The sequence below is a fragment of the Streptomyces sp. NPDC060035 genome (assembly GCF_042736635.1).
In the GTDB taxonomy this organism is placed as follows: domain Bacteria; phylum Actinomycetota; class Actinomycetes; order Streptomycetales; family Streptomycetaceae; genus Streptomyces.
The window spans coordinates 155858-168597 of the sequence record NZ_JBHWVO010000013.1 but is presented as its reverse complement, the minus strand read 5'-3'; the positions used below and the strand labels follow the sequence as shown (position 1 = coordinate 168597).

14 protein-coding genes are annotated in these 12740 nt (G+C 69.0%); 11 read left to right on the top strand and 3 right to left on the bottom strand.

Going from position 1 to position 12740, the window contains the following annotated elements; genetic code table 11:
• Window positions 1–63: 63 nt before the first annotated feature.
• Window positions 64–1398, top strand: coding sequence for a chloride channel protein (locus tag ACFWBQ_RS21870; RefSeq protein WP_385491457.1), 1335 nt, complete (start codon window positions 64–66; stop codon window positions 1396–1398).
• On the opposite strand, the gene ACFWBQ_RS21865 is transcribed toward ACFWBQ_RS21870, so the two are convergent.
• Complete coding sequence (locus tag ACFWBQ_RS21865; RefSeq protein ID WP_385491455.1) at window positions 1352–1786, bottom strand: hypothetical protein; 435 nt, start codon at window positions 1784–1786, stop codon at window positions 1352–1354. The genes ACFWBQ_RS21870 and ACFWBQ_RS21865 overlap by 47 nt on opposite strands.
• Before the next feature lie 179 nt (window positions 1787–1965).
• Here ACFWBQ_RS21865 and ACFWBQ_RS21860 point away from each other — a divergent pair, with 179 nt between their 5' ends.
• The 3 genes from ACFWBQ_RS21860 to ACFWBQ_RS21850 are packed head-to-tail and all read left to right on the top strand — an operon-like array spanning window position 1966 to window position 3627.
• Window positions 1966–2541 carry a helix-turn-helix domain-containing protein gene (locus ACFWBQ_RS21860; RefSeq protein WP_385491452.1) on the top strand — a complete coding sequence of 192 codons (576 nt, stop codon included), beginning with the start codon at window positions 1966–1968 and terminating at the stop codon, window positions 2539–2541.
• Between the two features lie 19 nt (window positions 2542–2560).
• Window positions 2561–3103, top strand: a complete 543-nt coding sequence (locus ACFWBQ_RS21855; RefSeq protein ID WP_385491449.1) for a GNAT family N-acetyltransferase — start codon at window positions 2561–2563, stop codon at window positions 3101–3103.
• 32 nt (window positions 3104–3135) lie between these two features.
• Window positions 3136–3627: a glutathione peroxidase gene (locus ACFWBQ_RS21850; RefSeq protein WP_385491446.1), complete on the top strand. Its 492-nt coding sequence runs from the start codon at window positions 3136–3138 to the stop codon at window positions 3625–3627.
• Between the two features lie 66 nt (window positions 3628–3693).
• Here ACFWBQ_RS21850 and ACFWBQ_RS21845 read toward each other — a convergent pair whose 3' ends face one another.
• Complete coding sequence (locus ACFWBQ_RS21845; protein WP_385491443.1) at window positions 3694–4920, bottom strand: acyl-CoA dehydrogenase family protein; 1227 nt, start codon at window positions 4918–4920, stop codon at window positions 3694–3696.
• Window positions 4921–5095: 175 nt separating this feature from the next.
• Between ACFWBQ_RS21845 and ACFWBQ_RS21840 the strand changes: the two genes are divergently transcribed.
• Window positions 5096–5746 carry a TetR family transcriptional regulator gene (locus ACFWBQ_RS21840; protein WP_385491440.1) on the top strand — a complete coding sequence of 217 codons (651 nt, stop codon included), beginning with the start codon at window positions 5096–5098 and terminating at the stop codon, window positions 5744–5746.
• Window positions 5747–5769: 23 nt separating this feature from the next.
• On the opposite strand, the gene def is transcribed toward ACFWBQ_RS21840, so the two are convergent.
• Window positions 5770–6315 (bottom strand): peptide deformylase, encoded by a 546-nt coding sequence (def, locus tag ACFWBQ_RS21835; protein ID WP_385491438.1) that lies wholly within the window; start codon window positions 6313–6315, stop codon window positions 5770–5772.
• Between the two features lie 114 nt (window positions 6316–6429).
• Here def and ACFWBQ_RS21830 point away from each other — a divergent pair, with 114 nt between their 5' ends.
• The 6 genes from ACFWBQ_RS21830 (at window position 6430) to ACFWBQ_RS21805 (ending at window position 12740) form a co-directional block, all read left to right on the top strand.
• Window positions 6430–7668 carry a MurT ligase domain-containing protein gene (locus ACFWBQ_RS21830; protein ID WP_329213472.1) on the top strand — a complete coding sequence of 413 codons (1239 nt, stop codon included), beginning with the start codon at window positions 6430–6432 and terminating at the stop codon, window positions 7666–7668.
• Between the two features lie 34 nt (window positions 7669–7702).
• Complete coding sequence (locus ACFWBQ_RS21825; protein WP_385491434.1) at window positions 7703–8431, top strand: type 1 glutamine amidotransferase; 729 nt, start codon at window positions 7703–7705, stop codon at window positions 8429–8431.
• Window positions 8432–8634: 203 nt separating this feature from the next.
• Window positions 8635–9660, top strand: a complete 1026-nt coding sequence (locus ACFWBQ_RS21820) for a 6-phosphofructokinase (RefSeq protein ID WP_356425676.1) — start codon at window positions 8635–8637, stop codon at window positions 9658–9660.
• A gap of 110 nt (window positions 9661–9770) precedes the next feature.
• Window positions 9771–10721, top strand: coding sequence for a cytochrome c oxidase assembly protein (locus tag ACFWBQ_RS21815; protein ID WP_385491430.1), 951 nt, complete (start codon window positions 9771–9773; stop codon window positions 10719–10721).
• A 66-nt stretch (window positions 10722–10787) separates the two neighbouring features.
• Window positions 10788–10946, top strand: coding sequence for a hypothetical protein (locus ACFWBQ_RS21810; RefSeq protein ID WP_329213465.1), 159 nt, complete (start codon window positions 10788–10790; stop codon window positions 10944–10946).
• Between the two features lie 1083 nt (window positions 10947–12029).
• The gene (locus ACFWBQ_RS21805) at window positions 12030–12740 is read left to right on the top strand and encodes a lysophospholipid acyltransferase family protein (protein WP_385491427.1); all 711 of its coding nucleotides are present in this window, start codon (window positions 12030–12032) and stop codon (window positions 12738–12740) included.

Here is a 12740-nt window from a genome sequence, read left to right as displayed (position 1 = left end):
ACCGAGTGGGCCCACGGGACAGCACGTTTCGGCCCGGACCCCGATGCTGAGGAGAACATGACCATGTCGGCCGAACCGGTCACGGAGCCCGGCGCGCAGCCCCCGGATCCCCTCACGGTGGCACGCACCCGGGGTTACGTGGTCCTTCTGATCATGGTGGCGATCCTCGGAGTCCCCATCTCCGCCGCGGCGTTCGGTTTCCTGGCCCTGGTCCATGAACTCCAGTCGCTGACGTACGAGGATCTGCCCCGTGCACTGGGCTTCGACGGCACTCCGTCGTGGTGGCCGGTGCCACTGCTCGCCGTGGCCGGCCTGCTGGTCGGACTGACCATCCAGCACTTGCCGGGAATCGGCGGACACAAGCCCGCCGAGGGAATGGTGCAGACGGGCCCGGCGGCCGCCGCGGAGCTTCCCGGAATCGCGTTGGCCGCGCTGGCCTCCCTCGGGCTCGGCGCGGTACTCGGACCCGAGGCGCCACTCATCGCCCTGGGCGGGGGACTCGCCCTGTACGCGGTGCGCCTGCTCAAACCCGGCATCGAGCCGAGCGCGGGCGCCATGGTGGCGGCGGCGGGGAGCTTCGCCGCCGTCAGCGCGCTCCTGGGGTCCCCACTCCTGGGGGCGTTCCTGCTGATGGAGGCGTCCGGCCTCGCCGGGATGATGCTCGGCCTCGTGCTCGTGCCGGGGCTGCTCGCCTCGGGCATCGGGTCGCTCATCTTCATCGGTCTGGGATCGTGGACCGGGCTGGGGACGTACTCCCTCACCCTCCCGCATGTACCGCACACCCCCGATCCCACCTTCGCCGAGTTCGGCTGGGCCATCGTCCTCGGAGCCGCGGCGGCCTTCGCGGGCACAGGCATCAGAAGGCTTTCCCTGTCCCTGCAGGAGTGGGTCGAGCGGCGGAGAGTGATCGCCACCGTGGGTATGGGTGTGACCGTCGGCGTACTCGCTCTGCTGTACGCCGAGAGCACGGGAGGGGACGCGTCCGAGGTGCTGTACTCGGGCCAGGACGCCCTCGGTGGTCTGCTCGCCGAGGACGCCGCGTATTCGGCCGGAACACTCCTGCTGCTGATCACCTGCAAGGCGCTCGCGTACTCCGTGTCGTTGAGCAGCTTCAGAGGTGGCCCGATCTTCCCGTCGATGTTCCTGGGAGCGGCGGGCGGGCTGGCGCTGTCGCACCTGCCCGGCCTGAACGCCACCTCGGGTTTCGCGATCGGTATCGGGGCCATGTGCGTGGCGATGCTCAAGCTGCCGATGACGTCGGTACTGCTGGCCACGCTGCTGCTGGGATCCGAGGGCATCACCGTCATGCCGCTCGTGATCGTCTCGGTCGTGGTCTCCTACGTCATCACACTCAGGCTCGCCCCTCCCGCTGCGGCCACGCACACAGCGCCCAGATGATGAAGATGTTGATCGCGACGAGCACGATGGACCAGAACGGGTAGTAGGGCAGCCACAGGAAGTTGGCCAGCGCACCCAGGCCCGCGAGCAGGATGCCGATCATGCGCGCCCACATCGCCCCGCTGAACAGGGCGCAGCCTGCGAGGAGGATGACGATACCCAGGATGAGATGGATCCACCCCCAGCCCGTCAGGCTGAGCTCGAAGGCGTAGTTGCGTGTGGAGACGAACAGGTCGTCCTTGGCCAGGGCGGCGATGCCCTCGAAGATGGCCATGGCGCCGCCGAACACCATCAGCACCGCCGCGAAGAGCGTCCAGCCGGATGCGGACGCCTCGTGCGATGCGACGCCTTCGTGGTCTTCTCGCGTTCCGCTGACATTTCTGGCCATGGCTGCCTCCTCGGCCTCAAGCCGTTGAACCGACCCGATTGGGCAGATATGCGGCTTACATTCCCTTTATCAGCCTGACATGGCATCACCCGATCGGCACACCGGCCGATTCCGAACCCGTCACCAGCGATGTGGCACCACCCGTGAAGATCTCTCACTTCAGAGATACGATCCCACATATGAGAGACCTCGATGAGCCGGACACCGTCGACTCCAGACTTGCGGCCCGACTGGGCCAACTCCGTACCGAGCGGGGCTGGTCGCTGGACGAGCTGTCCCGGCACACCGGCGTGAGCCGCTCGACACTTTCCCGGCTGGAGCGGGGCGAGCTGAGCCCCACCGCCGCGCTGCTGGGACGGCTGTGTACCGCGTACGGGCGGACGATGTCGCGGCTGCTGATGGAAGTGGAGGCGGAGCCACCGGGGCTCGTGCCCGCCGCGCTGCAGCCGGTGTGGCGGGACGAGCAGGCCGGATTCGTACGCCGTTCCGTGTCGCCGCCGCACGCCGGTCTTCGTGCCGAGATCATCGAAGGCACACTCTCTGCGGGCGCCGTCGTCGCGTACGAGAATCCGCCCGTGCCCGGTGTGGAGCAGCACATCTGGGTGCTCGACGGCCTGGTCGAGATCACCGTCGAAGGCACCGTGCACACGGTGGGTCCCGGCGACTGCCTGCGCTTCCGGCTGCACGGCCCCTCGCACTTCCACTGCCCCGGCCCTGAACGGGTCCGCTACGCCCTGATGATCGTCCTGCCGTGAATGTGAAAGGACTTGTTCCATGACCGAGATCGTCTCCGTGTCCGGCCCCGAACTGGTCACATACGCCGACGAGTTGGCTGCCCTACTGGTCGAGACCGTGGAAGGCGGGTCATCGGTGGGCTTCCTCGCGCCGCTGGACCGGGAGGCCGCGGCCACCTGGTGGCGGGAGCGGGCCACCTCCGTCGAGACGGGCTGCCATCAGGTCTGGATCGCCCGCGACGGGGAACGGGTGGCCGGCACGATCGGGCTGGTCAGGACTGCTCTGCCCAATGCCCGGCACCGCGCGGAGGTCGCCAAACTGATGGTGCGGCCCTCGTCCCGCGGCCGGGGGGTCGGCCGCGCTCTGCTCGCGGCGGTCGAGCGGTCGGCCGCCGCCGAGGGCCTCTCCCTGCTGATCCTCGACACCGAGACCGGGTGCCCTGCCGAACGGCTCTACCGCTCGGCGGGCTGGACGGAGTGCGGGTCGATTCCCGAGTACGCGAAGGACCCGGCCGGCGTCCTGAAGGCGACCACCATCTACTACAGGGCGGTCGGCCCCGCGAATCCCATGGCGTCACAATGAACAGCGACGCCACGCTATCGAGGAGATTTCCCATGACGCTGCACGACATCCCGCTGAGCACCCTCACCGGCGAGCCGACCACGCTGGGCGCCTACAAGGGCTCTGCGGTCCTCCTGGTGAACGTCGCTTCGAAGTGCGGGCTCACCCCGCAGTACGCCGGCCTGGAGCGGCTCCAGAAGGAGTACGGCGACCGCGGGTTCACCGTCCTCGGCGTGCCCTGCAACCAGTTCGCGGGCCAGGAGCCGGGCACGGCGGAGGAGATCCGGACGTTCTGCTCGACGACGTACGGGGTCAGCTTCCCGCTCCTGGAGAAGATCGACGTCAACGGCGAGGACCGGCACCCGCTCTTCACGGAACTGACGAAGCTCACGGACGCCGAGGGCGCGGCCGGTGACGTCCAGTGGAACTTCGAGAAGTTCCTGATCTCCCCGGCCGGCGAGCCCGTCGCCCGGATCCGCCCCCGGACCGAGCCGGAGGCGCCCGAGGTCATCGCGGCGATCGAGGCGCACCTGCCGCAGAAGTAGGACGGGACGGCTCACGGGGCCGGACCGTCGTACGGTCCGGCCCCGCGGCACAGCTGACGAGAGGCGCTAGCGGATCGGCATCCCCGACAGGGTGCGGGCGATCACCAGGCGCTGGATCTCGCTCGTGCCCTCGAAGATGGTGTAGATCGCGGCGTCCCGGTGCATGCGCTCCACCGGGTACTCACGGGTGAAGCCGTTGCCGCCGAGGATCTGGACGGCCTGCGCGGTGACCGACTTCGCCGTCTCGCTCGCGTAGAGCTTCGACATCGAGCCCTCGGCCGAGGTGAACGGCTTGCCGGCGCTCGCCATCCAGGAGGCGCGCCAGACCAGCAGCCGGGCAGCGTCGATCTGCGTCCGCATGTCGGCCAGCTGGAAGGCGATGCCCTGGTTGTCGATGATGGGGCGGCCGAACTGGGTCCGGGTCTTCGCGTAGTCGAGGGCGACCTCGTAGGCGGCGCGGGCGGTGCCGACCGCCATGGCGCCGACGGCCGGGCGGGACGCCTCGAAGGTGGCCATCGCGGCGTTCTTGACGCGCTCTCCGCCGGACTTGGCGCGCTCACGGGCCCGGGCGAGGCGCTCGTCGAGCTTCTCCTTGCCGCCGAGCAGGCAGTGCCCGGGGATACGGGCGTCCTCGAGAACCACCTCGGCGGTGTGCGAGGCGCGGATGCCGTGCTTCTTGAACTTCTGCCCCTGGGAGAGACCCGGGGTGGCGGGCGGGACGATGAACGAGGCGTGGCCCTTCGAGCCCAGCTCCGGGTCGACGACGGCGACGACGACGTGGACATTGGCGATACCGCCGTTCGTCGCCCAGGTCTTGGTGCCGTTGAGGACCCACTCGTCCTTGGCCTCGTCGTACACCGCGCGGGTACGCATCGAAGCGACGTCGGAACCGGCGTCCGGCTCGGAGGAGCAGAAGGCGGCGACCTTCACATCGTTCGCGTCGCCGTACATCTGCGGGATCCAGGTGCCGATCTGCTCCTCGGTGCCGTTGGCGAGGACGCCGACGGCCGCCAGGCCCGTACCGACGATGGAAAGGGCGATGCCCGCGTCGCCCCAGAAGAGCTCCTCCATAGCCACGGGGATGCCGAGACCCGTAGGGTCGAAGAACTGCTGGGCGTAGAAGTCGAGGGAGTAGATGCCTACCTTGGCCGCCTCCTGGATGACGGGCCAGGGCGTCTCCTCACGCTCGTCCCACTCCGAAGCTGCCGGGCGGATCACATCCGCGGCGAAGCCGTGAAGCCAGTCACGGACCTGCTTCTGGTCGTCGTTGAGATCGAGCGTGAACTCGGACATGTTCCCTCCATGCACTTCCATAAAAACATACGTTACTCGCGGTAACAACAGTCTGTTACCAGCAAGTAGCCACTGTCAACCGGGCACACGCGGATCCACGCCCGGCAGGGCATGGTGTTACGTTGCCCGGGCGTCAGGAAATCGCATGACAGCCGGCCGGGCGGGGAGAGGCGACATGGAGACCACACGAGGGGCCGAGCGACAGCGGACGGCGGCCGAGCGCCGCCGCCGGGAGCTGCTCGAGGCGGCGGACCGAGTGGTGCTCAGGGACGGACCGAAGGCGTCGATGAACGCGATCGCGGCGGAGGCCGGGATCACCAAACCCATCCTCTACCGCCACTTCGGCGACAAGGGCGGCCTCTACCGCGCGCTCGGCAAGCGCCACACCGACGCCCTGCTGAGCGCCCTGCGGTCCGCACTCGACGCCCCCTCCGACCGGCGCGAACGGGTCGAGGCGACGCTGGACACCTATCTCGCGGCGATCGAGGCACGCCCGCAGGTCTACCGCTTCCTGATGCACCCGTCCGACGACGCGGCGCCCTCTCCCGAGCAGGGCTTCGACGTCGGCCGGCACTCCGCCCCGCTGCTGCGCCGCCTCGGCGAGGAGCTCGGAAAGGTGATCGCCGAACGGGTCGACCTCGGCCCGGACAGCGAACAGATGGCCCGCATCTGGGGCCACGGCATCGTCGGCATGATGCACGCGGCCGGCGACTGGTGGCTGGGCGACCGTCCCTGCTCGCGCGAACAGTTGGTACGCAGTCTCGCCGACCTGCTGTGGGGCAGGCTGGCCGAGGCCGGCGACCTGCCGGGCGGCCAGGGCTTCTGAACCGCCGACCGCCGCCTGCGACGTCAGTCGGTACGCCCCCACGGTGCCCGCCGGGCCGCGCGCAGCGCCCTGGCACGACGCAGTCCGGTCAGCCGGTCCGTGTAGACCCGGCCGTCGAGGTGGTCGCACTCGTGCTGAAGGCAGCGGGCGAACCAGCCGGTACCGGTGACCCGCACCGGCTCTCCCGTCATGGACCTGCCCTCGACCACGGCATGATCGAAGCGCTGGGTACCGGCCTCGATGCCGGGAAGTGAAAGGCACCCCTCCGGTCCGCGTACGGTGATGCCGTCCGCCTCGACGAGCACCGGATTGATGAGATGTCCCAGATGTCGGACTTCATCGTCGTCCGGGCAGTCGTAGACGAACACCTTCAACGGGACGCCGATCTGGTTCGCGGCGAGCCCGACCCCCTGCGCCGCGTACATGGTGGCGAACATGTCCTCGACCAGCCGGGCGAGCGAGGGCCCGAAATCGGTGACGTCCTCGCACGGACTGTGGAGCACCGGGTCGCCGAGCAGACTCATGGCGCGAACGAGTCCGGAACTGCCGGGGATCAGGCGGTTTCGCATGGGGAGAAGCGTACGTTCCACGTGACCTCCACGTTCCCCGTGGTGCCGAGGTGCGGTCGACGCGCCGGACATCGATAGGCTGGGCGCGGACCGATGCAAGGAGGATCTAGGACGATGGCAGGCAACACGGAGCCGTTGTCGCCGCGGGCCAAGCTCGCCGTGACGGCGGGCAAGGCCGCGGCGGCGGTGTCGCGCGCTGCGGGGCGCGGCAGCGGATCGGTGATCGGCGGCCGGGTGGCGCTCAAGCTCGACCCCGACCTGCTGGGGCGGCTGGCGCAGCACTTGGACGTGATCCTCGTGTCGGCGACGAACGGCAAGACGACCACCACCCGGCTGATCGCCGAGGCGCTCCGGGCCGCTGGGCCCGTCGTGTCGAACGCGCTCGGCGCCAACATGCCCGCGGGAATCACCTCCGCGCTGGCCGGCGGCTCGGACGCGAAGTACGGCGTGATCGAGGTCGACGAGAAGTATCTCGCCGGTGTCGCACGCGACACGACGCCGAAGGTGATCGCGCTGCTCAACCTCTCCCGCGACCAGCTGGACCGCGCCGCGGAGACCCGGATGCTGGCCGAGAAGTGGCGTGAGGGCCTCTCCGGCTCGAAGGCCGTGATCGTGGCCAACGCGGACGACCCGCTGATCGTCTGGGCGGCGTCCTCCTCCCCCAACGTGGTGTGGGTCGCAGCGGGACAGGCGTGGAAGGACGACGCCTGGTCCTGCCCGTCCTGCGGCGGTGTGATGCAGCGCCCCGGCGACGACTGGTTCTGCGGCGAGTGCGGCTTCCGCCGCCCCGCCCCCAGCTGGGCGCTCAACGGCGACTACGTCCTGGACCCGCACGGCTCCGCATGGCCGATCCACCTCCAGCTGCCGGGCCGGGCGAACAAGGCGAACGCCACCAGTTCGGCCGCGGTCGCCGCGGTCTTCGGTGTGCCGCCGCAGGTCGCCCTGGAGCGGATGTACCAGGTACAGGCTGTTGCGGGCCGCTACGACGTCGTCACCTTCCTCGGCCGCGAGCTGAGGCTCCTGCTGGCGAAGAACCCGGCGGGCTGGCTCGAAACGTTCTCCCTGATCGACCCCCCGCCCACCCCGGTGATCCTCTCCGTGAACGCCCGAGGCGCGGACGGTACGGACACCTCATGGCTGTGGGACGTCGACTACACCCAGCTGTACGGTCACCCGATCTTCGTGCTCGGTGACCGCAAGCTGGACCTCGCGGTCCGGCTCGAGGTGGCCGGCCTGGACTTCCGCGTCTGCGAGACCCTGGACGAGGCCGTCCAGATGGCTCCGCCCGGCCGCATCGAGGTCATCGCCAACTACACCGCCTTCCAGGATCTGCGCCGTCGTGTCGGCAACTGACCCCGGCACCGGCCACCCCCGGAGAGGACGAAGCATGAGCAACAACGGCCTGCGGCTGGTGTGGGTCTATCCCGACCTCCTCAGCACCTACGGCGATCAGGGAAACGCCCTCGTGGTGGAGCGTCGGGCGCGGCAGCGCGGTCTCGACGTGTCGCGCGTCGACGTGCGCAGCGACCAGCCCATTCCCACCTCGGGCGACATCTATCTGATCGGCGGCGGTGAGGACCGTCCGCAGCGTCTTGCCGCGGAGCGGCTGCGCCGCGACGGCGGGCTGAGCAGGGCCGCGTCCAACGGCGCGATCATCTTCTCGGTCTGCGCGGGCTACCAGATCCTCGGCCACGAGTTCATCAACGACCTCGGCGAGCGCGAGCCCGGGCTCGGGCTGCTCGATGTGGTCTCCACGCGTGGCGAGGGCGCCCGGTGCGTCGGCGACGTGCTCGGTGACATCGATCCGCACCTGGGGCTTCCCCCGCTGACCGGTTTCGAGAACCACCAGGGCATCACCCACCTCGGCCCGACGGCCCGGCCGTTCGCCCGCACCCGGATCGGCCGCGGCAACGGCACGGGCGACGGCACCGAGGGCGCCTACAACGACACGGTCTTCGGCACGTACATGCACGGCCCTGTGCTGGCGCGCAACCCGCTGATCGCGGACCACCTGCTGAAGCTGGCCCTCGATGTGAACGCGCTGCCGCCGTGCGACGACCGCTGGTACGAGGCACTCCGCGCCGAGCGGATCGCCGCGGCGACACAGCCTGCCTGACTTCTCCCGGCCGTCGCGGTCTCCCCTGCGGGCACGCCCTGTTGACAGGCTGCCCGCGCCTGTGGGGTTTCGTGTACGGCCGGTGGACGTCCAGCAGGCGGACAGTGGTTTCGGTCCCGCCACCTTGCGCCGGTAGGGTGGCGGGGATCCAACCGGACGACGTGGTCCGGTCGTCGGCCCACGTTGCAAAGGTTTCCCGGGCAATGCGAATTGGTGTGCTCACCTCCGGCGGCGACTGCCCCGGCCTGAACGCCGTCATCCGTTCCGTCGTGCACCGCGCGGTGGTCGATCACGGCGACGAGGTCATCGGCTTCCACGACGGCTGGAAGGGCCTCCTCGAGTGCGACTACCGCAAGCTCGACCTCGATGCGGTCGGCGGTATCCTCGCCCGCGGCGGCACGATCCTCGGTTCCTCCAGGGTCCAGCCGGCTCACCTGCGTGACGGGGTGGAACGGGCCAAGGGCCATGTCGCCGACCTCGGTCTCGACGCGATCATCCCGATCGGCGGCGAAGGCACGCTGAAGGCGGCCAATCTGCTCTCCGAGGCGGGGCTGCCCATAGTCGGTGTGCCGAAGACCATCGACAACGACATCGCCTCCACCGATGTGACCTTCGGTTTCGACACGGCTGTCGGGGTCGCGACCGAGGCTCTCGACCGGCTGAAGACCACGGCCGAGTCGCACCAACGGGTGCTCATCGTCGAGGTCATGGGACGGCACACCGGATGGATCGCGCTGCACTCCGGCATGGCTGCCGGGGCGCACGCCATCGTGGTCCCTGAGCGGCCCTTCGACATGGACGAGCTGACTGCGCTCGTCGGGCAGCGTTTCTCGGCCGGCAAGAAGTTCGCGATCGTCGTCGTCGCGGAGGGTGCGAAGCCGCGCGCGGGCTCCATGGAGTTCAACCAGGGCACCAAGGACATCTACGGGCACGAGCGCTTCGCCGGTGTGGCTACGCAGCTCTCCATCGAGCTGGAGCAGCGCCTCGAGAAGGAGGCCCGCCCGGTGATCCTCGGCCACGTCCAGCGCGGCGGCACCCCGACCGCGTACGACCGTGTCCTTGCCACGCGTTTCGGCTGGCACGCGGTGGAGGCGGCTCACCGCGGTGAGTTCGGCATGATGACGGCTCTGCGCGGTACGGACATCACGATGGTCCCGCTGGCGGCGGCCGTGGAGACCCTGAAGACGGTCCCCGCCGAGCGCTACGCCGAGGCACAGTGCGTGCTCTGACCGACGCATAAGCCCACGAACCGCCCCCGGCCGCACCTGCGGCCGGGGGCGGTTCTACTCTGGACCGGACAACCAGCACGAATCGGGGACGCCCCGGCGGGAGTGAACAGATGGATCACAGCGGGCACGGCATGAACATGGATCTGCCGCCGTTCACGCTGGGACGTGGGCTCGAATTCTCCGCGGACCCGTTCTTCCTGATCGGCAGTATCGCCGCGCTCGTCCTCTACGGATACGCGGTGCTGCGGCTGCGCAGGCGCGGCGACGGCTGGCCGGTCAACCGGATCGCCTTCTTCCTCGTCGGCGTGCTGTCCATCGCCCTGGTGATGTGCACCAAGCTCAATGACTACGGCATGGTCATGTTCAGCGTGCACATGGTGCAGCACATGGTGATCAGCATGCTGTCGCCGATCCTCCTGCTGCTGGGCGCACCGGTGACGCTGGCGCTGCGGGCGCTTCCGGTCGCGGGACGGGAACGCATCGGACCGCGCGAACTGCTGCTCATGCTGCTGCACAGCCGCTATATGAAGATCGTCACGCATCCGGTGTTCACGATCCCGCTCTTCATCGCCAGCCTGTACGCGCTTTACTTCACACCCCTGTTCGATTTCCTGATGGGGTCGAGGCCCGGCCATCTGGCGATGATGGTGCACTTCCTCGCCGTCGGCCTGGTGTTCTTCTGGCCGATCATGGGCGTGGACCCCGGGCCGCACCGTCCCGGCTATGTGATGCGGATGCTGGAGCTCTTCGCAGGCATGCCGTTCCATGCGTTCTTCGGTATCGCTCTGATGATGGCGAGCGGGCCGATGGTGGAGACGTACAAGACACCCCCGGCGTCGCTCGGCATCGATCCGTTGAGCGATCAGAACTGGGCCGGTGGCATCGCCTGGGCGTTCAGCGAGATCCCGTCGGTGCTGGTGCTGATCGCTCTGGTCTTCCAGTGGTACCGCTCCGAACAGAGGACGGCCAAGCGTGCGGACCGGGCAGCCGACCGGGACGGCGACCGCGAGCTGAACGCGTACAACGCCTATCTCGCCTCATTGCAGGCTCGCGGACAGTAGCGGTGGGCACGCCTGCGGGGTGACCATGGCTTCAACGGCCGTGCGGCCGATGAGGAGCGTGCGCTCATGTCCGGATCCACGAAGACCATGGGAGTGCTCACTGTCGGGGCGCTGGTTGCGGTGACGGCGTACACGGTGGCGCTGGGGAGCAACGGCTGGCTCTGGTTCGGCTGGGTGGTGCTGGGGCTGGCCACCCTGGGGATGGTGGCCACCCGCGACACCTGATGGCAGGGCTGCCCGGGCCGCCTGTTTCCCGGCCCCTACTCGCGATCCGGGACGCTTGGCTACATGACGAACTTCCCTGTCACCCCGGAGCCTCGCCACCGCGGCCTGGGCCGGGCCCTCCTCGACGAGGTGACCCGCTGTGCGAGCGATCGCCGCCTGGACACCTCGTCGCGTGGCCGTGCGAGCGGAGTGCGCCGCTGCACCGGCGCTGCGGCTCCGATGGACCGGTCGAACTTCTCGAACTGCCGGTGGCGCCCAGCTGACAGGGTTCCCGCAACGGCGGTGCCGAGGGGCGAGGACATGCGCCTCGTCCGGCTGTCACGGAACTCCGCATCCGGGACGGCCGGACGCCTCTTTCGCCGCGCTGGGCATCCGGACCCGTTCGGACATGAGCGTCACCGACCGCGACACGGCCCTGCTGCTCGCCGAACTCGGCCTGGGGCATCCCGTCGTACCCGCCGTAGCTGGTCCGTCTGCGTCCGGCAACGGCGGGCCGCTTCGTCTCGTCCCCATTCCCTGGCTGCCGCCGCTGCCGGCCGGCAGGGCGGGTTGCCACTGGGATGCTCTCCCCCGCTCGCTCCGCCTCCGCCCGCAACTGTGCCCATAAGTCCGACGCTGCGCGGGCAGGAGACAGGCAGGTCTGATGACGGAGTTGATCAGTAGGCTCGGCCGGGCGACCGGTGAGCGGCTGCGGGCGCCGCGGTGAAGGAGGAGCGATGCCGATACCTCCACGGAGGTCGACGATTTCGTGGGCAGCGGCCTCACTGCAGACTGTCCGGTCGCTCGACACCGCGTGGGGCTCTCGGCAACGGCGGCGGGCACACGTGACGCATCCGATGCCCCCACCCTCTCCGGCCATCCGGAAGCGCGGTCGGCTGAGCACCGAGCAGCATCGCGCGCTCGTCGGGCCGTTCGAGGACGTCGGCATCGCGGTACCCGACCGTTGCACGGCCCTCGGACGGCACCCGAGGCCAAGCTACGATCGCCGGACGAGGAGGACAGCGAGCTTGACCCGAGGTTCCCCCTGACGACACGTCACACAAGTCAGCATGGAGTCATCATGGAACAGAGTGGGGAGAGATCGTGTTCTACTACGTCCTGAAATATGTGGTGCTCGGACCACTGCTCCGGCTGGGGTTCCGGCCCCGTATCGAGGGACTGGAGCACATTCCCGACGACGGCGCTGCCATCGTCGCCGGCAATCATCTGTCGTTCTCCGACCACTTCCTGATGCCCGCGATCATCAAGCGGCGCATCACGTTTCTCGCAAAGGCCGAGTACTTCACCGGCCCAGGCATCAAGGGCAAACTCACTGCGGCTTTCTTCCACAGCATCGGGCAGATTCCGGTGGACCGGTCGGGCAAGGAGGCGGGGCAGGCGGCGATCCGCGAAGGGCTGGGGGTTCTGAGCAAGGGTGAACTCCTGGGGATTTATCCGGAGGGCACCCGCTCGCACGACGGCCGCCTGTACAAGGGCAAGGTCGGGGTCGCGGTGATGGCGATCAGGGCAGGGGTCCCGGTGATTCCGTGCGCGATGGTCGGCACGTTCGAGATCCAGCCTCCCGGGAAGGTCGTGCCGCGGATCAAGCGGGTCACGATTCGCTTCGGGAAGCCGCTGGACTTCTCCCGTTACGCCGGCCTGGAGGACCAGAAGGCGGCGATCCGTGCGGTCACCGACGAGATCATGTACGCCATCCTCGGCCTCTCCGGGCAGGAGTACGTCGACGAGTACGCGGCCAAGGTGAAGGCTGCACAGGCCGAACAGACCAGAAAGTTCCCGCGGCGGCAACGCTGA

What these genes read in the sequence shown, in the direction of transcription:
- ACFWBQ_RS21870 (WP_385491457.1), top strand. Translation starts at nt 64, where the DNA reads ATGTCGGCCGAACCGGTCACGGAGCCCGGCGCGCAGCCCCCGGATCCC.
- ACFWBQ_RS21865 (WP_385491455.1), bottom strand. Translation starts at nt 1,786, where the DNA reads ATGGCCAGAAATGTCAGCGGAACGCGAGAAGACCACGAAGGCGTCGCA.
- ACFWBQ_RS21860 (WP_385491452.1), top strand. Translation starts at nt 1,966, where the DNA reads ATGAGAGACCTCGATGAGCCGGACACCGTCGACTCCAGACTTGCGGCC.
- ACFWBQ_RS21855 (WP_385491449.1), top strand. Translation starts at nt 2,561, where the DNA reads ATGACCGAGATCGTCTCCGTGTCCGGCCCCGAACTGGTCACATACGCC.
- ACFWBQ_RS21850 (WP_385491446.1), top strand. Translation starts at nt 3,136, where the DNA reads ATGACGCTGCACGACATCCCGCTGAGCACCCTCACCGGCGAGCCGACC.
- ACFWBQ_RS21845 (WP_385491443.1), bottom strand. Translation starts at nt 4,920, where the DNA reads ATGTCCGAGTTCACGCTCGATCTCAACGACGACCAGAAGCAGGTCCGT.
- ACFWBQ_RS21840 (WP_385491440.1), top strand. Translation starts at nt 5,096, where the DNA reads ATGGAGACCACACGAGGGGCCGAGCGACAGCGGACGGCGGCCGAGCGC.
- def (WP_385491438.1), bottom strand. Translation starts at nt 6,315, where the DNA reads ATGCGAAACCGCCTGATCCCCGGCAGTTCCGGACTCGTTCGCGCCATG.
- ACFWBQ_RS21830 (WP_329213472.1), top strand. Translation starts at nt 6,430, where the DNA reads ATGGCAGGCAACACGGAGCCGTTGTCGCCGCGGGCCAAGCTCGCCGTG.
- ACFWBQ_RS21825 (WP_385491434.1), top strand. Translation starts at nt 7,703, where the DNA reads ATGAGCAACAACGGCCTGCGGCTGGTGTGGGTCTATCCCGACCTCCTC.
- ACFWBQ_RS21820 (WP_356425676.1), top strand. Translation starts at nt 8,635, where the DNA reads ATGCGAATTGGTGTGCTCACCTCCGGCGGCGACTGCCCCGGCCTGAAC.
- ACFWBQ_RS21815 (WP_385491430.1), top strand. Translation starts at nt 9,771, where the DNA reads ATGGATCACAGCGGGCACGGCATGAACATGGATCTGCCGCCGTTCACG.
- ACFWBQ_RS21810 (WP_329213465.1), top strand. Translation starts at nt 10,788, where the DNA reads ATGTCCGGATCCACGAAGACCATGGGAGTGCTCACTGTCGGGGCGCTG.